A 22718-nucleotide genomic window follows, 5' to 3' on the forward strand; every position below is an offset into this window, starting at 1 on the left:
GTGGGAGCGAGCTTGCTCGCGATGGCGGTGTTTCAGCCAGCCTTCATGTCACTGACAGACCGCCATCGCGAGCAAGCTCGCTCCTACAGGTGGCGGGGTGTGTTTCCTGAGTGACAGACCACCAACGCGGCAATAAGTGCTGCACCCTGGCCTCGCCAAACCGGTCATCGATCAGCAATACCACCCCGCGATCCTGCTGGGTGCGGATTACGCGGCCGGCCGCCTGCACGACTTTTTGCAGGCCGGGATACAAGTAGGTGTAGTCGTAACCATCGCCAAAGATCGCCGCCATGCGTTGTTTCATCTGCTCATTGACCGGGTTGAACTGCGCCAGCCCCAAGGTGGCGATGAACGCGCCGATCAGGCGTGAACCCGGCAAATCGATGCCCTCGCCGAACGCACCGCCCAGCACCGCAAAGCCAATGCCTTGGCTGTGCTCCATGAACCGCTCGATAAACGCCTGCCGGGGGGCTTCGCCCATGCCGCGCGATTGCGTCCAAAGCGCAATTTGCGGGTAGCGCTCGGCAAACAACCCCGCCACTTGCTGCAAGTAATCGAAGCTGCTGAAAAAAGCCAGGTAGTTGCCTGGGCGCTCGCTGAACTGGCGGGCCATCAACGCGGCAATGGGTTCCAGGGACGCCTGGCGGTGGGCAAAACGGGTGGAAATGCGGCTGACAACCTGCACGTCCAGTTGTTCGGCCTTGAACGGCGATTCCACGTCGATCCATACCGTGTCGCCCGGCGTCCCCAACAAATCTGCGTAGTAGTGCCGGGGGCTCAAGGTCGCGGAAAACAGCACCGTGCTGCGGGCCGCCGTCAGCCTGGGCCGCAGGAATGCGGCCGGCACCACGTTGCGCAGGCACAGCGTAGACAGGCTGCGCTGGCGGCCAAGTTCGCGCTTGTGGATGTCGAACAGAAAGTGCTCGTCGAAGGTTTCCGCCACCCGGCCAAACTGCAACGCGTCGAAGTAAAACGCCTGCAATCCGCTGTCCAGGCCCTGGGGATGATCGTTGAGGTAATCGCCGATAGCCGTCGTGCAGTTGGCCAGGGCCTGGAGCAGTTTTTCCGGCAGTTTTTCATAAGCCTGATAGGCCGCCACCTGGGGCGCATGCAAGGCGTTCCACTGGCGATTGACCCTATCGAGGGATTTCTTCAGCGGTTCGGGGGCGGTTTTGCGCACGCTGGTCAGCGTGGCCTGGTCGAGGGTCGCGCTGTACATCTGCCGCCCGCGCTCCACCAGGTTATGGGCTTCATCCACCAAGGTCGCGACAGTCCAGCCGTTGGCCTGGGCCAGACCGAAGAGCAACGCGCTGAAGTCGAAGTAATAGTTGTAGTCGGCCACCACCACGTCGGCCCAGCGGGCCATTTCCTGGCTGAGGTAATACGGGCAGACCTCATGGGCCAGCGCGATCTCGCGCAACGCCGCCTGGTCGAGCAACGTGACCTGGCTCGCTGCTGCCCGGGCGCCCGGCAAGCGGTCGTAGAAACCGCGGGCCAGTGGGCAGGATTCGCCATGGCATGCCTTGTCCGGGTGTTCGCAAGCCTTGTCCCGGGCGATCATTTCCAGCACCCGCAATGGCATTGACGACGCGCCGTGGGTGATCACCCGCGCCGCATCCAGGGCCAGCTTGCGCCCTGGGGTTTTCGCCGTGAGGAAGTACACTTTGTCCAGTTGCTGCGGCGCCAAAGCCTTGAGCATTGGGAACAAGGTACCGACGGTCTTGCCGATGCCCGTTGGCGCCTGGGCCATCAGGCAGCGGCCGGTGCTGACGGCCTTGAACACCGATTCGGCCAGGTGCCGTTGCCCCGACCTGAAACCCGCATGGGGAAATACCAGCGATTGCGCGCCGAGGTTGCGCGCCTGTCGATGGGCCATTTCCTGTTCGGCCCAGGCCAGGAACAACGCGCATTGCGCTTCGAAGAAGGCTTGCAGCTGTGTCGCCTCGAAACGTTGGGTGATGCAGGTTTCCTTTTCGCTGACGATGTCGAAGTACACCAGAGCCACGTCGATGTGCGGCAATTGCAGTTTCTGGCACATCAACCCGCCATAGATTTTCGCCTGGGCCCAATGCAGCTGGCGATGATTGGCTGGCTGCTTGGCCAGCTCACCCCGGTAGGTCTTCACTTCTTCAAGGCATTGGCGAACGGGGTCGTAGCCATCGGCCCGGCCTTTGACTGTCAGTGTCTGGTAATGACCTTCGAGGGCCACTTCAGCCTGATAACCCTCGCTGCGCCGCGAGGCCACGGTGCGATGGCCGGCGATGCCTTCCAGGGCCGTGGGCGAAGGTGTGAAGCGCAGGTCAAGGTCACCCACCTTGGCGGTGAACTCACACAATGCCCGCACGGCGATGCTGTAGCTGGGTGCCGGGTTCATGCGGCCCCATCGCGAGCAAGCTCGCTCCCACAGGTGATCTGTGGTGACTCATCCCATGTGGGAGCGAGCTCGCTCGCGATGGCTGACTCTGCCCATTGCACATAACAAACGGCAACGGGCATCTGGTGTTCATGGCAGAACTCCAGCCAGCGTAGCTGGTTGTCTTGCAGCCGATCGCCAGGGCCTTTGACTTCGATCATGCGGTAGGTCTTGTGCTGCGGCCAGAACTGGATCAGGTCCGGCATACCGGCGCGATTGGCCTTGATGTCCAGCAGCAGACGGTCAAACCAGTGCTTGAGATGCGCGGCCGGCAGGCAATCGAGGGCTTGCTCCAGCAAGGGCTCGGACAGCGCGCCCCAGAATACGAAAGGCGACTGCACGCCCCGCTTTTCGGCATAGCGACGGCCGATGGTCTGCCGATAGCGGCCATCGTCCAACTCTGCCAGGCAAGCTGCGAACAGCTCGGCGCGACGGGCATGGAAATCTTCGTTGAGCAGGTCCACCGGCCCGCGTTGGAACGGGTGGAAAAACGCGCCCGGCAACGGCGCGAAGATCGCCGGCCAGCACAGCAGGCCGAACAGCGAATTGATCAGGCTGTTCTCGACGTAATGCACTGGCGCGGTTTCGTCGTGCAGGTGGGCCTGGACGTGGTACTCCACCGACAAGGTCGGATCGACGCGCGGCAGTTGCAGTTCCAGGCGCTCCACTTCCCGGGCCAGGCTCCGTGGCACCGGCGGCCCGCCCAACTTGCGCCGAAGACGGGGCACGATCCGCAGCAAGGCCTGGGTTTCGGCGGCACTTTGCGGTGCCTGCATCGCCACCTCGCCCAGTTCAAGGGCCAGGGCGTATTCGCCGATGCGTTCCAGCACCCGGACCATCCGCAACCGCGCCCCCGGGTAAGCGCAATCGCGATAGATGCCCAAGGCCAAGGCGAAGTCACCGATGCGTTCGCCGTGCTGGCCAATCTGGAACAACAACTTGCCCCGGCGCCGCTCCAGCCACGGATTGTCCAGGGACAGCTCGTTGACCTGGGCGACGATCTCTTCCAGGGACTCGCCAGCTTCGAAGCGCTGCTGGCAGTCGTGCAGGAACAGGCAGGCATCGACGTCCTCGCGGCTGCGCAACCCCCGTGACTCGGCACTGAACTCGACGGTTTCGTAGGTGAAGATGCCCAGGTCCGACAGGACGAATTCCGACCAATCCTGGTAAAGGTTGCCGAAAAACATCAACCGCAGCCGGTCACACAGATTCATGATCGTCAGGCTGTACAGCCTGTCGTCCAGCTGCGGGCACCAGGCACGGAACGGCTGGGACTGGTTGAGGCGCTCGTCCAAGGCCTGGAGCCATTCGGTCTTTTTCGCCTTGGGCTGTTCGATCAGGTGACCCAGGCACAGGAGGATTTCCGGCTTGAGCAGCACCTCGAACAGTTCGGCGAGCCCGATGGGGGCCTCTTTCTCGACCCAACCCAGCGCCAGCAGTGGCGCGACCGCGGCGCCGATGTCGCCAATTTCCGGGTAGTGCAGCTTGCTATGGCGAAACCGAAGCCCCTTGCGCATCACCATCCGCACCAGCAAGCCCTGGGCACCACGCGGCAGCGCGGCGAAGTGCTCGATGAAACGCTGCTCGTCAGTGCTGAGCACATCGGCATAACGCTGCGTCAACCAAGCGAGCACCTGCTGGAAGTTGTTCAGGTAGTAAAACGGATCGTCGAGGGAACGGACTGCCACGGAAAGAACACCAAGGATATCGGATACTGGTTATGCATACAGATAACAGCTGTAAACCAGCCAGGCAACAGCAAAAGATGAACGGTCTCCTATATTTAAGATGAAATCCTTCAGCTAGCGATGAACTTTCCTACAGCAAGCGAGACCAATGGCGGTTGACTAACATGATGGCGCGGTCGAATCAGTTGCGCCGTGTCCTTTTGATTGAGAGGTTATGGTTATGAACATCAGGTTTCTGGGCCTGCCCATGGTCGCCGTGGCATTTCTGGCTCTGGCTGGCTGCGCGTCGCCAACCGTGGTGACCTTGCAGAACGGTACCCAGTATTTGACCAAGGACACCCCCAATACCCGCACCGCTGACGGTTTCTACGAGTTCGAGGATATTTCCGGCAGGAAAGTCCGGGTCCGCGCCGATGATGTGGCAACCATTCGCAAGGAAGACTGATTACCGGTGATTCGCCTGCTGCACCGCCATCGCGAGCTCCCACAAAGTCTCGGTGGTGAACACAAATCCAGTACACACCTGTGACCCACTGTGGGAGCGAGCTTGCTCGCGATAGCGGTGAGTCAGTAGCAGCGGGGTTGGATGTGCCGGCCCAATCGCGAGCAAGCTCGCTCCCACAAGGTTCGGTGATGAACACAAATACTGCATACACCCGAGATCCACTGTGGGAGCGAGCCTGCTCGCGATGGCTATATCAGGCGAACACGATCCCTTCGCCCCCCACCTGACCGAGACCTACGCCCACCAGGGTCACGGAACTGTCGCCCACCTTGAGCAGCGTGTCATTGCCCACTTGTGACAGGTACTGGCTGTAGTCATGACCTGCCCCGGCACCTGGTACGCCGAGGAACACCAGCTTGTCCCCCGCGTCGTAGCCGCTGATCCGGTCGTGGCCGAAGGCGCCGTTGAAGAGGAAAGTGTCACTGCCGCCTCCCGCTTGCATCTGGTCATTGCCTGCACCACCGACGAAGGTGTCGTTACCCGCGCCGCCCACCAGCACATCGTTGCCGTCCTGGCCGAACAGCCAGTCACCCTTCGCTCCCGCCACCAAGGTGTCGTTGGCCGCGCTGCCCTTGATCGAAGAGGCATACGCCGTCAGGTTGGCACCGGCCACCAGGCCATTGGCGGTGACACTGTGGCTCACTTCATCCTTGAGCAGCCCCCAGAACAACCCGGACTCCTTACTGACCAACGTGCCGATGTCGCGGGTGATGCTGATCGCGCCATGGGCGTCGCGCATATACAGCGTCCCGGCCCCGTCGTGGGCGAAACTGAAATCCTTCACCGACTGCTGCAGTTGCAGGCTGTTGCTCCCCTGCCCGCCCAGGATCACGTTGTAGCCACCGCCATCGCGAAAGGTGTCGTTGCCGGCGCGGCCTTCCAGGTAGTCGTTACCCTGGCCGCCCTGGATCAGGTCATTGCTGTCGCTGCCGATGATGAACGTGCTGCCGGTGTGGGTTTCAGCATTGCGGTTGAGGTCTTGCACCCAGGTATTGGCGCGCGCAGGGTCCGACAGGTTGGCGACGATGATGGTGGAGTCTTTTTCGGTGAGGTCGTAGAACACCGAGCCCATGATCCGGCCCATGCCATCGCCATAGCCGGTAGGCAGGTGGGAAATCCAGGTGGGGATGTTGAGAATGGAAAACGGCAACACGTTCCATGCCGTCGAAGCGTAGTGGTCGTTGAAGCTGACGATATTGTTAGTGGCCGATTCCTGTTGCCCATCGTGCACACCCACCGACGCGAGGTTGAACGTCGAGCCGTCCAGGGCGCGGAACACCGGATCGTTCTCGTAGCCGATGTTCAAGACCTTGTCGGTACTGCTCTGGGTTGGCGAGGCGTAGGCGATGTAGTTGGCACTGGAGTAGAACCCTGACCATTTGCTCGCGCTCAAGTCCGCCAGGCTGTTGACCGCCAGCCCACCCAGGCTGTGACCGCTGACCAGCACGTCGTTGCCCGTCAGGCCATGGGCCTGGGCAAACTTCGCGACGTCCCCCAGCAGGTTGCCAAAGGCTTCGCCGACGTAGTTTTTCGCATAGTCCTTGGGCCCCAGCGCGGCCATCAGGTCGTTGATCACGTCGCCGATGGAATCGCCAATCAGGTTTTCCCTAGGGCCACTGGTGCCGCGAAACGACACGCCGATTTCCTGCAAGTGACCCTCGGCGTCGTACTTGCCGAGGATCTCTACCTGCGCGGTGGTGTAGCCGGCCTTTTCACCAAAAAACGTCCCGCGGCCATCCACCTTGCCGGCGTAACCCAGTTGATCGGCGCTGATGGGCGTCCAGCCGGCCTTCTGTACCGCCTCCAGGGCCAGTTTTTCCGAGTCGGGATTCCACGGCACGCCGGGAATCACCCCTTGGGAATCGGTGCCGCCCAGCAGCGCAGTCACCAGGGTCGCCGGCAGGCCGGCACCGAAGCCGTTGTGCTGGTAACCGGCGGCAAAGCCGTTGTCGAGGTTGTGGTAGGAATACAGCATGATCGCCATTGCGTCGCTGACCAGTGCCTTGGACTCGGTAGTGCCGAGGTTCTTGTAGTCGTAGATACCCATGGTTGTTGCTCTCTTTTGTTGTTGGAATGCGGGAACCGGGTGGCAAGACTTCCTTGCTCCTGGTCAGAACTGCCAATCCAGCGTCAAGCCCACGCCATGGGATTTATCCCGGGAGCCGAGCAGGCCGTTGTAATCGAGGTTGACCCGCACATCCTTGGCGACCGCGAGCCCGGCGCGGGCGCCGATCACAGCAGCGTTGCGGTCCATGGACACGCTCTGCACCGCGAAAGTGCTGCTGCTGTCGGCAAATGCCAGATCCTGTTCGGACGTGGTGTTGCTCAGGTTGTGCTGCCAGCCGAGGGAGCCGGAAAGCTGCAGTTGTTGTTTATCCGACAGGGCCAGGGTGTGGCTGGCCCGCACGCCCAGGGTCGAGAGCACGGCATCGCGACGGTCGTCGCCAGCGTGCAGGGCTGCGTTGTCGCCTTTCTCATGGAAGCTGTCGCTGTCCAGGTGCACATAGGCCAGGTTGGCAAACGGCTCCAGGGCGACCGGTTGCAAGTCGAGGCGATACGCCGCTTCGGTGAAGAGCTGGGTGGTCCGGGCATCGCGCTTGGTTTTCTCTCGGCCGCTGACGTCACCCCATTGCAGGTCCCGCTTGACGTCGATGCGATGCCAGCTGTGGGCGCCGCCGACGGTCAGGCGCAGCGCGTCGATCTCATGCCCCAGATAGACGCCCAGGTGATAGCTGTCGGCCTTGGCCGAAGAGTGGGTGCCGTCGCCCATGCTCAACGAACTGTCGCTGTAGCCGGTGACGAAGCCCAGTCGCGTCTGGTCGCTGATCAGGCCGTCGACACCGGCCAGCAGCCCGCCGATGGAGCTGGTCGTACTGGCGTGATCATGTCCGCCATCGTTCTTGCCCCAAGCACCCAGCACCTTGAACCAGGCATTGCTGCTGGCATCGGTCGGCGTACCGGCGTCGTACAGTGCGTCCTGGCGCAGGCGATCCCCCACGGCGTCGCGCAATTGACGGCTGTCGTTGATCAGCAGCGTGCCAATGGCCGGATGGATTTCACCAGACAGTTGCTGGAATGCCTGTTGCGCCACGGCGGCGCTGGGCGAAAGCAGCAAGGCTTCGTAGAGTCCGTTGCCCGCGCCCAATTGTTCGGCGGCCGAGGCGACGGAACGCTGGTTAGGCGTCAAGCCGAGGCTGGCAAACGACGCATCGTTACGCTCGACCGCCAGTTGAATGCCACTGGCGCTGTACGCCAGGTCGCCCCCCAGAAACGCATAGTTGGGCAAGACTTCAGCGAAGCGCCCGTCAATACCATCGACGGCCTGCAAGATATTGAACTGCCTGCCCAGCAGGCTTTTCACGTCGCCGGCCGTCAGCAGCGTCGGGCTGTTTTCCAGGGACAGCGACACCGTCGCCCCGTCAATGGAGGCCTTGCCGCCGGCCACGATCAGGTCGCTGGAGGTGGGCGAGACCTCCACCGCGTAGTTCGAACCGGGCTGGAACGTCACGTCGCCGGCCACTTGCAACGTGCCGATGGAGTTACCGGGCGCCACGCTGCCGCCGCGGTTGGCGGTCAGGCTGGCGATGCGCCCGTTGCCACCAAGGATGCCGCCGTCATTGACGGTAGCGGCCGAGGCCAGCGAGCCATTGACTGCCAGCCGTCCTTGATTGACCAGGGTTGGCCCGCTGTAGGTGTTTGCGCCAGTGAGCACCAGGGTGCCGATGCCCTCCTTGGTCAGCCCGCCGTGACCCGCGATGTCGTTGCGCCAAACGTCCAGGCCACATTGGATGCCGCTGCACACTCGCTCCGTGGATTTGCCGGCATCGATGATCGCGCCAATGCCCGGCAGGTCCACCACGAACTGACCGGAGCCGTAGGCGCCCTCGATGCGAAATTCCTCGGGAATGTCCTGCTCGGTCACCAGCATCGATGGACCGTCGATGGCCTTGCCCAGGTTGATCATGCCCCAGCCGTACAACGCATCGACGCCCGGCGCGCCCATGTCGGTAGCGGTGGTGCGCAGCACGCTGGCGACCTGGGCGCCGGTCATGTACGGGAAACGCTCCATCAACACCGCCACGCTGCCGGCAACATGGGGCGCGGCCATGGAGGTGCCGCTCTTGTTGGCGTAGCCGACGGTCAGGTCGTCGGCACTGGTGCCGCCAATCACGGCGCTGTAGACCCGTGTGCCCGGTGCCGACACGCAGAAACTGGCGGTGTAGCCGCAGCGCGACGAGAAGGTGCTGATGGTGTACGGATCGGCGCTGGCGGTGTCGGGGTTGATTTGCAGCGCCGCCACGGTGAGCCAGTTCGGCGCGATGTCCGGCACGAAATACGCCAGGCCCGCGATGGCGTCGGGGTTATTGAGGTTGTAGTCGTTGCCGGCGGCGAAGATCGTCACGATCCCGCTGCGGGCCGCGGCGATGGCGCCCTCGTAGGCGCCGCCGGGCTTGGTGCCCAGCAGCGGCTTGATCTGATCGAATTGCAGTTGCGCGTCCTGCACGGTGAAGTGCGGGAACGCCGGATCGCGGCCGCCCAGGTCGAAACGATCGGTGATGCCGATGCCCCAGCTGTTGTTGATGATGCGTGCGCCGCTGGCGATCAACGCGTCCCAACCCGCCTTGTACACCGCGCCATCGTTGCCCAGGATGATGCCATCCTCGGGGCCCGGGTCGCCGTTGTCGGCGCTGATGATCTGCGCATTGTACGCCACACCGTGCATCGGGCTGCCATCGCGACTGCCGGCAGCGATCCCGCCGACATGGGTGCCGTGGGAACCCAGCTTGCCATCGGAGCCCACAGTGGGTGAACCGTCGTAGCGGAACGCATCACCGGCCTTCACCGGGATGTAGGGGTCGGTGTACTCACGGATGCCGCTGGTGACCAGCGTCACGACTTTGCCGGTGCCGGAGAACTCTGGGTGCGCCGCGTAGACCGGCTGGTCGAAGATCCCCAGCTTGACGCCCTTGCCGGTATACCCGGCGGCGTAGGCCTGTTGCGCGTTGATGGCTCCCAGCCCCCATTCGGCGTTGAATTCGCTGCTGCGCCAGCTGTCCGGGTTGCCCGCCCTGCCGCTCTCGACATAAGGCGCCGCCTGGGCCGTGCCCAAGGTCGCCAGGGCGCAGAGCACGGCGCGGTTGAGGGCCTTGAGCAGAAACACGCGGCCCGTCTGTCCGGGCTGTTTTTTGTTATCGACTTTCATCACGAACCATCCTTAGTAGCGTTTTATGAATTGCTGAAAATACCTTCTGTGGCGAGGGGATTTATCTGTGGGAGCAAGGCTTGCCCGCGATAAAAACAACGCGGTATCTCTGGAACCGAGGCGCCTGCACCGCGAGCAAGCTTTGCTCCCACAGATAAATCCCCTCGCCACAAAGACAAAGCGCCGATCATTGAATTGGCGCCCGGGACACAAACGCCTCATCCACCTTCGCCAGGTCCTGCGGGCCGAGGGTGCCGGCGTAGTAATGCAGCTTGGTCCAGGCCATGAGGTAGTCGTAACGGGCCTGGGCCAGGTCGCGGCGGGTGGTGTAGAGCTGTTGCTCGGCATTGAGTGCGTCGAGGTTGACCCGCTCGCCGCCAAGGATGCTTTGCCGGGTCGAGACCACCAGTGCTTCAGCGGAGCTCAGGGCCTTCTGATAAGCGCGCAGTTTGTTCGCCCCGGACACGCAGGCGCTGAACTGGCGGCGCAATTCGATCAGCGTCTCGCGGGTCTTGGCATCCAGCTCGTATTCGGCTTGTTCCATATTGCGGCTGGCCTGGCGGGTCGACGCCGAGACCCCGCCACCGGCGTACAGCGGCACACTGACTTCCAGGCCGATGGTGTTGGTGTCGTAGCGCTGGTTGTAGGTGTTGCCACTTTCCGATTCGTTCTGGCGCATCGTCGCGTAGGCGCTGACCTTGGGCAGGTGCCCGGCGCGGTTGCGCTCCACCTCGAAACGCGCCACGTCCACCGCTTGGCGCTGGGATGCCAGGTTGGGGTTATTGCTCACCGCCAGCTCATGCCAGGTGTCGAAACTGGCCGGTTGCAAGGCAAAGGTCTGGAAGGTGTCGTGCAACGGGGCCAGGTCGCCGATATCCAGGGCCGGGACGCCAATCAGCGAGCCCAGTTCACGCAAGGCGGCGTCCTGCTCATCGCGCGCCTCGATCTCTTCGGCGATAGCCAGTTCATAGCGCGCCTGCGCCTCGAGGATGTCGGTGCGCGTACCTTCGCCCTGGCGAAACAGATGCTCGTTCTGGTGGAATTGCTGCTCGAACGCCTTTTTCTTGGCCAGGGCAATGTCAATCTGGTCCTGGGCGAATAGCGCCTGGGTGTAATAACTCAGCACCCGCACCAACAACTCCTGGCTCTTGCCACGAAAACTTTCGTCGGCGAACAGCGCCTGGGCCACGCCCTTGCGGTAGGCCGCGTACGCCTCGTAGTCCAGCAGCGGTTGTTGCAGTGTCAGGCTGGAGCCGTAGCTGCTGTAGTTGCGATCGTCATGCTGACTGGCGCCGCGATCGTTGAGGTACGTGACCTTGGATTGGTTGCGACCTTTGTTGTAGCTGTAGCCCAGGTGCGGCAACAGCCCGGCGCGGCCAATGGCGCGATTTTCCAGGCCCGCATCGCGCTCCTTGATCGCGCCCAGGTAGACCGGGTCATTGCGCAGGGCCTGCTCGTAGAACTCGAAGGGCCCCATGGCCCAGGCGTTGTTGCACACGGAAACGGCCAGCACGGCCAGCCAATAGAAACGCTTCATACCGCCGGACATCCTTATTCTTCGGTCAACGCAGAGCCGGCTCGGTCGAGCAGCGGTTTGAACAGGTAGTTGAGCAACGAGCGCTCGCCCGTGCGCACGAACATCTCGGCCGGCATGCCGGGCTTGATCACCAGGCCGTTGAGCTTGTCCATCGCCACGTCGCTGACGCTGCTGCGCAGGACGTAATACGGCGCGCCGGTCTTCTCATCGAGCATCTGGTCGGCGGAAATCAAACTGACTTCCCCCGGCACCCTTGGCGTGCGGTTCTGGTTGAAGGCGGTAAACAGGATGTCCACCGGCAAATGCGGGCCGACCTTGTCGATCAGGTGCACCGGCAAATGCCCTTCCACCTCCAACCGCGTGCCTTGGGGGACGATTTCCAACAAGGTGTCGCCCTGGCGTACCACCGCGCCCTCGGTATGCACCCCCAGGTTGACGGCGATGCCATCGGCGGTGGCGAGGATTTCGCTGTGTTGCAGCTCGAATCCGGCGGATTTCAATTGCTGTTGCAGGGTTTCGCTCTTGAGCTGGGCGTCGGCCAATTGGCTGCGCACCTCTTTCTGGTATTCCTCGTGATGCTGCTGCAGCTTCAGGCGCGACTCGACGATCCCCTGCTCCACTCGCCCGCTTTCGCCGCTGTTCTGCGCGAGTTCCTGCTGCACTTGCGACAGTTGGCGTTGATAGTCCAGCAATCGGTTGCGCGGGATGTAGCCGTTGTCGGCCAAGGGTTGCAGGTTGCCCAGTTGCAGGCGCAGGGATTCGGCTTGGGCGGTCAGGTCGCTGCGGGCCCGACGCATGCCCGCCAGTTGCGCCGCCGCACCCTCGATGTTGGCGCGCAACGCAGCCTGCTCCCGGGCGAAGGCTTCGCGGCGGCTGCTGAACAGTTGCCGCTGGCCTTCAAGCACAAGGGCCAGGCGTGGGTCGGGATCGCGACTCAGCACAGCCGGGAAACTCACCTGCAACAGGTTGTCTCGCTCGCTTTGCCAGCGCGCCAGGCTTGCCCAGGTCATCCGGTACTGCGCCTGCAGCGATTGCACGTCGGCGGCGGCCTGGGTCTGGTCCAGGCGGAACAACGGCTGACCCTGCTTCACCACTTCGCCTTCGCGCACCAGGATCCGGCTGACCACACCGCTGCTCATCGATTGCACCGCCTTGCGCTTACCTGAAACCACCACGGTGCCTTGCACGGGGATGCCCTGGTCCAGCGGCGCCAGGCTGGCCCAGGTAAAAAAACTGCCCGCGCCAACAAGCGCCAGCGCCCAGCCCATGCGGGTGAAGAAGCGGGCGTCGCGCTCCGGGTGCTCAACGTCCTGAGAATGTTCGAGATTCATGTCGAGTTCCTTGCTCATGTGCCACCCGGTTTGCTGGCAGCCTGGTACTGGCGACTCATGCTCAGTCCGTTGGGGGCCGTCTGGGGACTGTTCGGCGGTGAGCTGCGCGGCGCGTTGTCCTGTTGGCCCGACTGGCCGGAAAGCGCCCGCAACACTTGCTGGCTTGGGCCGAAGGCTTGTAGCCGGCCTTCGTCGAGCACCAGCAACTTGTCGGCCTGGGCGAGTGCCGAGGAACGATGAGTGACCAGCACGACACTGGTGCCCTGGGTCTTCATCTGCGCGATGGCACTGGCGAGCGCCGCTTCGCCAACCGTGTCGAGGTTGGAGTTGGGTTCGTCGAGCACCACCAGGCTCGGCCGGTCGTATATCGCCCGGGCCAGCGCAACCCGTTGTTTCTGCCCGCCGGACAAACCACCGCCGTCCTCCCCCAGCACCGTGTCATAGCCCTGGGGCAGGCGCAGGATCAACTCATGGACCCCGGCCTGCTGCGCGGCGGCAACGACTTTTTGCGGATCGGCTTGGCGAAACCGGGAGATATTCTCGGCAATACTGCCACTGAACAGCTCGATGTCCTGGGGCAGATAGCCGATGTGCGGGCCGAGTTGCTCGCGATTCCAGCGATGAATGTCGGCCCCGTCGAGGCGCACCGTACCCGCGAAGGTCGGCCACACACCCACCAGGACTCGGGCCAGGGTGGACTTGCCGGAGCCGGACGCCCCCAGCACGCCGAGCACTTCCCCGGCAGCCAAGCTGAAGCTGACCTGCTGCAGCGTCGCGTTGCGTTGCCCTGGTGGCCCTGCGCTCACTTGCTCGAAGCTCACCTGGCCCTTGGGTGCTGGCAGCGTCATGCCGTCATCCTGGGGCGCAAATGCCTGCAACAGCGCGTCGAGACGCCGATAAGCCAGCTTGGCGCCGCTCCACTGCTTCCACACGGCGATCAACTGGTCGATGGGGCTCAATACCCGTCCCATCAGGATCGAGCCGGCAATCATCATCCCGGCGGTCATGTCGCCCTTGATCACCAGCAGTGCGCCCAAGCCCAACACCAGCGATTGCAGGCACAGGCGCAGGGTCTTGCTCAAGGAGCTGATGACCGCGCCGGTGTCGCTGGCCTGGTTCTGCAGGCCGAGAAACCGGGAGTGCACGGCAAACCAGCGGCTGCGCAGCGCGCCGAGCATGCCCATGGCCTGGATCGTCTCGGCGTTGTGCAAATGACTGGTAGCCAGTTGAGTGGATTGTTGCGAGTAGACGCTGGCCTGCCCCAAGGCTCTTTTGGTCATGGCCTCGTTCAGACAGGCCAGGCCGATCAGCAGCAGCGTGCCGATGGAGGCAAACACGCCGAGCCACACGTTGAACAGGTAGATCACCAGCAGATAGATGGGAAACCACGGCGCGTCGAAGAAAGCGAACAGCGCCGGCCCGGTGAGGAATTGGCGAATATGCGTGAGGTCGCCCAGGGATTGCCCGGCGTTGCCTTCACCCTGGCGCAGATTGCGCTCGAACGCGGCCTTGTACACCTGGAGATTGAAGCGTCTCTCCAACTGGCTGCCGATGCGGATGACCACGAAGCTGCGGACCATCTCCAGCAGCCCGATGAATACGAAGAAGCCGACGACCATCAATGACAACATCGCCAGCGTGGTCTCGTTCTGTGATGACAACCCGCGGTCATACACTTGGAGCATATAAATCGAAGGTGCGAGCATCAGGACATTAATCAGCGCGGTAAAACATCCAACACTGATCAGAATATTTTTATAATCGCCCAGCGCTTTAAACAGCGGCGCCGCGGCAACGCTCCTTACCCTATTCATGATCTTCCTTGCAGTTGGCTTGCCCGCGAACGGGCCCGTTATTCAACTTACCAATCTTTGTTTTTCAATTCGGCCCACACCGAAACGCACGCCTGTTTGAACAAGCGCACCTCGATCAAGGCTCAACTGTACTCACTCGTTAATGAGCACTCTGGGATTTATTCCGCTCAAGCCTGAGTATCAAACCGGACTTCAAGGTCATTTGATAATGATCTCCCTGACGCAGCCCCAAGTGAGTCCTGGAGTCTTGTTTGCCGATCAGGGAAAGTCCGTCGGGTTCGGTGAACCAACGAACCGGTTCATCCCCCAACCATTGGCCCAGGCAATCGGTTTGCCCGCCCAGGGTCTGGTCCACCTTGAGTTCGACGAGGCAACTGTTGGACGGTTTGTCCTGCATCGCCTGGGTTTGCGCATTGTCCTGCGGGCTCGACAAGACAGCCTGCCACTGACCGGCCAACTGCGAGGGTTCTGCTAACAACAGGCTGCGCGCCATGGCGACTTCTCCACAAAACATCATCAGCGTAGCGAGCAACCCGGCGGTTGCCTGAACGCTACTGGGCATGAATTTTCTACGCATTTTTTCATCCTGGCCGGCGTCCCGCAGGGGCAGCCGCCCCCGCGGGACATGGACATCAGGCCACGATATCCGAGACCGCTGCCTGGCCAACGGTGCTGACCAGGAAGTCAGCCACGCCGTGCCCGGAGAAGTCCACCGACAGCAGGCTGTTGCCAGCCGATGTCGACAACACCGCATCGCCCGCCGCCCCGGTGAACGCGCTCACGAAGTGCAGGCCCGCGCCCTTGGTGATACCGGTCAGGTCGATCTTGTCCAGGCCGCTGACGAAATCGAGGATCTGGTCCGTCGCTCCCGGCCGCGAATCGGAACTGGCGGCGAACACAAATGTGTCCGACCCCGAGCCACCCCAGAGCTTGTCTGCACCGCCGGCCCCCCAAAGGATATCGTTGCCCGCGCCGCCCTTGAGTTCGTTGGCCACCGAGTTGCCGATCAGCAAGTCGCTGCCCGCGCCGCCGATGGCGTTTTCGATGACGGCACCCTTGGCGATGGAGACGTTGCCTACCATGCCGCCAACATCGGAGAACGAGGCGTCATTGAGGTTGATTTTCTGGTTCTGGGTGAAACCGGAGAAATCCAGGGTGTCGCGACCGCCCGCGTCCCATACCGAAAACACCACTTTGTCCGACGACGAAGACGCACTGAGAAAATCGCGTCCGGTGTTGGAGTTGAAACCGTAGGTCGAATCGCCGGTACGGGTCGTGGTGTTGGCACCATAGAGCTTCTGGATGGCCGCGATGTCATCCATCAGCGGACCGGATGCGTAGGCTTCGACGCCGCCCTTGCTGAAGTTCTGGTCGGTATTGCTTTCACTCCAGTAGCTCATGACGCTGTAGCCACGGGTGTCCTGGCCATAAGTGGCGTCATCGTAGGTCGGGCTGCCTTCACCAGCGTTGTAGTCACCCGGGTGGGCCAGGCCGAGGGTGTGACCGATTTCGTGGGTCAGGGTCTGGCGGCCGTAGTTGTTCAGGTCCGGGTTCTTGTTCTGGGTGTAGCTGCTGTTGATCAGGTACCAGGAGGTCCCGTCATAGCCGGCACCCGTCCCTGGCAGATAAGCGAACGCCGCCGCGCCATCCTGGCCGCCGCTGTAGTTGCCGAAGGTCATGTGACCATCGCCGCCGCTGGCTTTTTCGGCAAAGGTGACGTTGGCCACGTCCGCCCAGGATTGCATGGCCAGGGCCGCCTGGCCTTTCTGCTGCGCACTGAACTGGCTGAAGCCGCTGATTCCATGCTTGTTCATGGTGCTGGAAGAGGCGGAAGTGAGGAAGGTGTAGGTCAGCTCGATCTTGCCGCTGCCGTCCCGGTCCTGGTAAGCCGCGCCGTCGCGCAGCAACTGAGTGGCCGCCTCGTCGACAGAGTACGACGGTTTGCCGTTGACAGTCAGGTTACCGCCCCGGTCGTATTGGTGGCTGAAACTATTGATCTGGTTGAACGCACTACTGGCAGCTGCCAATGATTGCGGCGCCCAGAGGAGTTGTTCGGCAGAATCAATAGCGCTGCTTTTGACTTTCGACATAAACATACTTCCTTGTTTGCAAATGGAACAGTTTTAGTCAGACAGACAATCTCTGGCGAGATCGTCCTATCACTCGCCCAATGAGGACGTAAGAAACCTGACACAATTGGAAATCAAACGTCTAGCAATTTTTTTCGTTCAATTTCACGCCCCACCCTTAACGCCCATAAATAATAGGGTTCTGCCTCGTTAGTGCCCACGCTCAATTGCCCGAGTTGCGGATTGTCGGACAAAATTCTATTTAAATATTAAATATCGATAACTAGCAATTTGCGCACGGCGTCGCACTTTCGCCAACTAAGTGCCAGCGAAATGCTATTAATGAATATCTACTAAACCTCAACGGTTTTACGTGCACACACTTCCCGCAGACAACCTCGAAGCCAACGATGCACAGGGTCGGCGTCCATCCGCGGATGCCAGAGCATGGCGATCGTGAACCCAGGTACGGGAAACGGCAGCGTAAAACTGTGCAGGCCGACCCTCAGGCTCGCGGTGTAGCGTTCAGGCACGCTGGCAATCAGGTCACTCGAGCGGGCCAGCCCCAGCGCCGAGGAAAAGCCTGGCACGGTGGTGACGATTTCCCGGGACAGATTCAACGCCGCCAGGGCCTGGTCGATGAGGCCATGATCCAGGCCGCGCATCGACACACCGACATGCCCGCCTGCGGCATAACCGGCGGCGCTCACCGTTGCCTGGCTCAGCGGGTGTCCCGCGCGCACCACGCCGATCAAGCGGTCGCTGAACAAGGCCTGGGTTCGCAGTTCGGGGCTGGTGTCCTTGTCCACGACGGCGGTCTCCAGGTCCACGGTGCCTTCGCGAAGCGCCGTGCTGTCGCGGTCGGTCTTTTCCACGAAACGCAGGCGCACGCCGGGCGCTTGCTCATGGATGCGAGTGATCAGGTCGATGGCAAAGTTTTCCACGAACCCTTCGCGGGTGCGCAACGTGAAAGTTCGGCTCAAGCGCCCGAGATCCGGGGTCGTCACTGGCCGCAGCACCGCCTGGGCCTGCTGCACCAGGTGGCTGACCTGTTCGCGCAACTCCAGCGCGCGGGGTGTCGGCACCAGCCCTCGCCCGGCCCGAACCAACAGCGGGTCACCGGTGGTTTCACGCAACCGCGCCAGTGCCCGGCTCATGGCCGACGGGCTGAGCTGCAAGCGCCGGGCGGCCCTGGCCACGCTGCCTTCCGAGAGCAGCACATCAAGGGTGACGAGCAGATTGAGGTCAGGTGAGGACATGGCGGTAGCTCGAATTAAGGAGATGGCGTTTGCTGCAGCTATAACGTGCAAATGCTGCGTCTTCCGCCATGTTATGCCCAGGCGTAACGTTCTGACAGCTCCGTTTCGAGCGCCACGATACAGGTGACACGATGAAACCCGTCAACACGCAACAGAACCGGCCGGCAACCGCGCCCACGCTCAAGCCCTTTTCACCTCGCCGGACCCTGGCCAGCCTTGCGCTCTCGACACTGCTGGCCTCCCTTGGCGCCAGTGTGGCTTCGGTGGCACTGCCGACGCTGGCCGAGGCGCTCGGTGCCTCTTTCCAGCAGGTCCAATGGGTGGTGCTGGCCTATCTGCTGGCAATCACCACGCTGATTGTCAGTGTCGGCCGCTTGGGAGACCTGATGGGCCGGCGCAAGCTGCTATTGGTCGGTATCGCCCTGTTCACCTTGGCATCGGCGGTATGCGGCCTGGCGCCCTCGCTCTGGCTGCTGGTCGCAGGTCGGGCGCTGCAAGGCCTGGGGGCCGCCATCATGATGGCGCTGACCCTGGCGCTGGTTGGCGAAACGGTCGATCAGGAAAAAACCGGCAGCGCCATGGGCCTGCTGGCAACGCTGTCGGCAGTGGGCACAGCCCTTGGACCGTCCTTTGGCGGTATGTTGATCAGCGGGTTCGGTTGGCCGGCCTTGTTCCTGGTCAACATTCCCCTCGGCCTGCTGACGCTAGGGCTGGCGTGGTATTCGCTACCGGTGCGTGAAGTGCCGCTGAAGCCCGAAGGAGTCCGCTTCGATGTGACCGGTACATTGCTGTTGGCAATGACACTCGCCGCCTATGCCTTGGCCATGACCTCCGAACACGGAAACTTTGGCGGATTGAATCTTGCGCTGCTGCTGATCGCGCTCGTGGGCGGCGGACTGTTCATTCGGGCCCAGTCCCGGGCCGTATCGCCGTTGATTCCCTTGGCAGTCTTTCGCGACAAGCAATTGGTATCAGGCCTGGCGACGAGCGCCCTGGTCGCGACGGTCTTGATGGCGACGCTTCTGGTCGGGCCTTTTTACTTGTCCATCACCCTCGGACTGCCGGCGGCCTTCGTGGGGCTGGCGCTGGCCGCGGGGCCGTCCGTCGCGGCGCTGGCCGGAGTGCCTGCCGGACGCCTGGCGGATCGCTTCGGCGTGCAGCCCATGCGGCTCGCCGGCCTGGCAACCATGGTCCTCGGCTGCCTGATGCTGTCACTGGTTCCCCCTGCCCTTGGCATCGTCGGCTACCTCACGGCTATCGTGGTGACGACCCTCGGCTACGCATTCTTCCAGACGGCCAACAACACAGCAGTCATGGCCGATGTCGCTGCCCAGCGGCGAGGCGTCATCGCCGGGCTGCTCAACCTGTCGCGCAACCTGGGTTTCTTCACCGGAGCCTCCGTGCTCGGCGCGGTGTTTGCGGCAGCGGCAGCGACGAATGACATCACCCACGCCAGCCCTGCGACCGTGACGAACGGTCTGCACATGACCTTCGCCGTCGCCCTGGCGATGATGACCCTGGCCCTGCTCATCGCCTGGAAAAGCCGCGTGCCAGAGCCATTGCCCAAGCCTCGGGACAACCCCAGCCAAGCGTGATGGCATTCTGGACATTGCCGCTTAAGTCGTGATCCAGATCAAAAAAAGTGAACCAATCGCAAAACGGACTGAAAAAATCCACATGAGCTTCATTTTCAGGTGCTATTTTTAGTTCTCACTGGTAGAGCCATGATGGCTCTTCCTTCCTGACATGAGCAAAAGGAAGCGCTCGATTGAAGAAGGCGGGCAACACATGAATAAAGGATCTTTCAGCAAGGTTACGTTCCCCAACGCTTGCCAGTTGATGCGCTGGCACTTCCATCCCATGGGATTCGAAGCGAGCATGGATGCGCCTGGCAGCATGGTTGCCCGGCTGTTTGACCGTGCCAGCGGCGAAACCATGATCGCCATTGCGGGTATCCCCTGCGCAACTGTGATGAATGCCCCGGATGTTGAACGAATAATCGAGGCGGTGGAGGCCGAGCTGGAAGCCTTTGTGCCACCGGTGGGGTTGCGGCGGTTTGCCTCTTAAGTCCACTTCATGTGGCGATACCGTTCACCTAGGTTCCAAAAGCGGCACCTCTCTTTTTCCAAGGGGATGTGCCGTTTTTTTTTGAGGGGGCTCGGGATTTACTTGCTTTGGTGTGTATATCCGTTTTTGCGGTAACGGCTGCTGGCGGTTCCGCTCTTACAGCGGGTCACTTTTGGAAGAGCGCCAAAAGTAACCAAAAACGCTTTGCCCCACCACTTGGTGCCTCGCCTAGGCTCGGCATGCCTGAACGAAGGCATTGCTCCGTGGGCCGCCGCGAAGGGCCATCCATGGCCGCGGCTATCCCGGCATCCATGCCGGGATGCCCACTCCACAATGCCTGCGTTCGGCCATCGTGGTTAACGGGGCGCCGAGATCAACGTCCACGCCGAGGCGGCCTAACAGCCGACCTGGTTCTTGGTGATCGCGTTTCTCCTGTGGGAGCGAGCTTGCTCGCGAAGGCGGTGGGTCAGTTACAGGGATGTTGGGCTGCGGGCCTCATCGCGAGCAAGCTCGCTCCCACAAAGGAACTCCGGGAGCACACGAATATTGTGTCTGCCGAAGATCCAATGTGGGAGATTCTATGTTGCAGGGCAACCCTGCAACATAGGCTTCGGCTGGTATTCGCTCTGATTTTTCATCAAGGCAAATGCCACCCGGCAGAGCTTGCGAGCAAGCACCACCAATGCCTGGGTTTTTGAGAAGCCTCTGACCAGGTACGACTCATAAAACGGTTTCCATCTAGGCGAGCGACATGCCGTCATTGCAGCGATATGAGCTAATCGGCGTATTTCTGGATCCCCCTTTTTGCTCAGGTATCGGGGACCATTCTTTTTTCCAGAATCATCGACCCGCAGGTCCATCCCTAAAAACGCGATAAATGCATCACTGTCCGCAAAATCACCTCGCATAAAACTCGTCGCCAACCCAGTTGCGACCAGTTCACCAACGCCTTCGATGGCTTTGCAGCGGTCGATATTCGCCTCAATTCCCGACTCTTTGCTAACTTTTTGTAGCAACTTCTGGATGGCCTGAATCGCCTCTTTGAACGCTTTTTGCTGAGCAATCAGCGCTTTTTTTAACAAGGGTTCGTCGGCCCAGCTCAACATAAGACCGGCGTGATTCTTGACCAGCGTCGCGCGCCGATGAAGCAGGCTTTTTAATGTCGTGTAAGCCTTCGGTGGCGGGTTCCAGAGCCGCAGTTCGTGCTGTTCATTGGTCAAATACCGCGCCAGCAGACGGGCATCACAAGGATCGTTCTTAGCTCTTTGGCCGATGCCGCGACGATAGTTGCTCACCCGGTAAGCATCCACGACATAGACCTGATGACCCATCGCGTGAGCCAGCTCGACGGTATCCAGGTGATAGATATTGGTGGCTTCAACGGCAAGAGCGCTTTGGGTGGGCAACGTTTTTAGCCAGCGCTTGAGGGCTGTTCGATCATTCTTGATAGTGTCGATGGCTTGCAGATCAGAGCGATAAACAACAATTTCGGCCTTGGCTATATCGATACCAACAACCGTCTGCGAGGTAAGGATTGTCATGACGAATCCTCGGAGCTAGGGTTTAGGTGCTTGTCGGGGTCTACCTTTGCGCTGGCTTGTCTCTATCGTCGGTTTACCGATGAATTCCTTATTGGCGCTTTGGGTAGAAAGGGCGGGACGAGAAGTCTCCCACGGTCCGTACTGGCTAGAGTCGGAATCGAGCTTTTAGTCCCGCCCACCCCTTCAAGTCTAAACATACAAGCGAGCCTGCTCGCGATAGCAGTGACTCAGCCACATGGATGCCGGACATGCCCCATGTCCCGCTCTTGCTTTGCTTTGGATCTTGATCTGAGAGCCCCGTTAAACCACGCTGGCCGAACGCAGGCATTGCGCAGTGGGCACCTCGACATGGATGCCGAGCCTAGGCGAGACATCGAGTGGTGGGGCAAAAGCGTTTTGCTTACTTTTGACTGGGCCGGCTCCCGGGTTTTTCAAAAGTGAGCCGCCGTCAGGGCGGAACCCTAAGCAGCCGTTACCGCAGAAACGGATATGCCCTCCAAAAAAATGCACCTAAAAACGAAAAAAAACGGCGTCTTTCATTTCTGAAAAAACGCCGTTATTTGTATGTGAGCAGCCTCACGCCGAAGCGGGCTTCTCACCCATCACGAATGCAATCAGTCGTCGCGACCCATCAGGCCGAACAGCTGCAGCAGGCTGACGAACAGGTTGTAGATCGATACATACAGGCTGATGGTGGCCATGATGTAGTTACGCTCGCCGCCGTGAATGATGGCGCTGGTCTGGTACAGGATGCAGACCGACGAGAACAGCACGAAGCCGGCGCTGATCGCCAGTTGCAGGCCGCTGATCTGGAAGAAGAAGCTGGCCAGCGTCGCCCCCAGCAACACGAAGAAACCTGCGGTGATAAAACCACCCAGGAAGCTCATGTCCTTGCGGGAAATCAGCACGTAGGCCGACAGGCCACCAAATACCAGTGCGGTCATTGCGAAGGCCGAGCTGACCACTTCGGCGCCGCCCTGCATTTGCAGGTAGCGATTGAGGATCGGGCCGAGCAAAAAGCCCATGAAGCCGGTCAGGGCGAAAGCCGACACCAGGCCCCAGGCCGAATCACGGAGTTTGTTGGTGAGGAAGAAAAGGCCGTAGAAACCGATCAGCACGACGAAGATGTTCGGGTAACCCACCCGCATCTGTTGCGCGACGTAGGCCATCACACCGCTGAAAGCGAGTGTGAGGGCCAGCAAGCCATAAGTGTTGCGCAGGACGCGGCTAACCTCTAGCTGCTCAGCCTGCACGCTGTTGTTCACTGCGTAATCCTGTTCGCGCATGGCGA

At 61.3% G+C, this 22718-nt stretch carries 15 protein-coding genes; 3 read left to right on the top strand and 12 right to left on the bottom strand.

The genetic code is table 11. The features are described 5' to 3' along the window. Positions 1-43 precede the first annotated feature (43 nt). Positions 44-2374, bottom strand: a complete 2331-nt coding sequence (locus AB4O09_RS16080; protein ID WP_003201789.1) for an ATP-dependent DNA helicase — start codon at positions 2372-2374, stop codon at positions 44-46. After that, complete coding sequence (locus tag AB4O09_RS16085) at positions 2371-4101, bottom strand: VRR-NUC domain-containing protein (RefSeq protein ID WP_013693343.1); 1731 nt, start codon at positions 4099-4101, stop codon at positions 2371-2373. Before AB4O09_RS16085 ends, AB4O09_RS16080 begins: the two co-directional genes overlap by 4 nt. Before the next feature lie 220 nt (positions 4102-4321). Between AB4O09_RS16085 and AB4O09_RS16090 the strand changes: the two genes are divergently transcribed. Beyond that, the gene (locus AB4O09_RS16090; RefSeq protein WP_003201785.1) at positions 4322-4546 is read left to right on the top strand and encodes a YgdI/YgdR family lipoprotein; all 225 of its coding nucleotides are present in this window, start codon (positions 4322-4324) and stop codon (positions 4544-4546) included. 253 nt (positions 4547-4799) lie between these two features. Here AB4O09_RS16090 and AB4O09_RS16095 read toward each other — a convergent pair whose 3' ends face one another. From AB4O09_RS16095 to AB4O09_RS16130, 8 genes are all read right to left on the bottom strand, one after another. Next, positions 4800-6653, bottom strand: a complete 1854-nt coding sequence (locus AB4O09_RS16095) for a polyurethane esterase (protein WP_013693342.1) — start codon at positions 6651-6653, stop codon at positions 4800-4802. A gap of 63 nt (positions 6654-6716) precedes the next feature. Continuing rightward, the gene (locus AB4O09_RS16100; protein WP_039011944.1) at positions 6717-9809 is read right to left on the bottom strand and encodes an autotransporter serine protease; all 3093 of its coding nucleotides are present in this window, start codon (positions 9807-9809) and stop codon (positions 6717-6719) included. A gap of 187 nt (positions 9810-9996) precedes the next feature. Beyond that, positions 9997-11346, bottom strand: coding sequence for a TolC family outer membrane protein (locus tag AB4O09_RS16105; protein WP_003201779.1), 1350 nt, complete (start codon positions 11344-11346; stop codon positions 9997-9999). 14 nt (positions 11347-11360) lie between these two features. After that, positions 11361-12695, bottom strand: coding sequence for an HlyD family type I secretion periplasmic adaptor subunit (locus tag AB4O09_RS16110; protein ID WP_028236893.1), 1335 nt, complete (start codon positions 12693-12695; stop codon positions 11361-11363). After that, positions 12692-14491, bottom strand: a complete 1800-nt coding sequence (locus AB4O09_RS16115; RefSeq protein ID WP_028236894.1) for a type I secretion system permease/ATPase — start codon at positions 14489-14491, stop codon at positions 12692-12694. The genes AB4O09_RS16110 and AB4O09_RS16115 overlap by 4 nt, the downstream gene beginning before the upstream one ends. A gap of 139 nt (positions 14492-14630) precedes the next feature. Then, positions 14631-15068, bottom strand: a complete 438-nt coding sequence (locus AB4O09_RS16120; RefSeq protein WP_371916703.1) for an AprI/Inh family metalloprotease inhibitor — start codon at positions 15066-15068, stop codon at positions 14631-14633. Between the two features lie 55 nt (positions 15069-15123). Continuing rightward, positions 15124-16581: a serralysin family metalloprotease gene (locus tag AB4O09_RS16125; RefSeq protein WP_003201770.1), complete on the bottom strand. Its 1458-nt coding sequence runs from the start codon at positions 16579-16581 to the stop codon at positions 15124-15126. Positions 16582-16913: 332 nt separating this feature from the next. Beyond that, a complete protein-coding gene (locus AB4O09_RS16130; RefSeq protein ID WP_027913048.1) occupies positions 16914-17819 on the bottom strand; it encodes a LysR family transcriptional regulator in 906 nt (301 codons plus the stop codon). 131 nt (positions 17820-17950) lie between these two features. Between AB4O09_RS16130 and AB4O09_RS16135 the strand changes: the two genes are divergently transcribed. Then, positions 17951-19414, top strand: coding sequence for an MFS transporter (locus AB4O09_RS16135; protein ID WP_027913047.1), 1464 nt, complete (start codon positions 17951-17953; stop codon positions 19412-19414). A gap of 193 nt (positions 19415-19607) precedes the next feature. After that, positions 19608-19886 (top strand): DUF1652 domain-containing protein, encoded by a 279-nt coding sequence (locus tag AB4O09_RS16140; RefSeq protein WP_003201764.1) that lies wholly within the window; start codon positions 19608-19610, stop codon positions 19884-19886. Positions 19887-20464: 578 nt separating this feature from the next. Here AB4O09_RS16140 and AB4O09_RS16145 read toward each other — a convergent pair. Together AB4O09_RS16145 and AB4O09_RS16150 are read right to left on the bottom strand one after the other, a co-directional pair. Beyond that, positions 20465-21427 carry an IS110 family transposase gene (locus tag AB4O09_RS16145; RefSeq protein ID WP_003199432.1) on the bottom strand — a complete coding sequence of 321 codons (963 nt, stop codon included), beginning with the start codon at positions 21425-21427 and terminating at the stop codon, positions 20465-20467. A 614-nt stretch (positions 21428-22041) separates the two neighbouring features. Further along, positions 22042-22713 carry a Bax inhibitor-1/YccA family protein gene (locus tag AB4O09_RS16150; RefSeq protein WP_003201763.1) on the bottom strand — a complete coding sequence of 224 codons (672 nt, stop codon included), beginning with the start codon at positions 22711-22713 and terminating at the stop codon, positions 22042-22044. Positions 22714-22718: the final 5 nt, after the last annotated feature.

The sequence above is a fragment of the Pseudomonas sp. H1_F01 genome, from assembly GCF_054681425.1.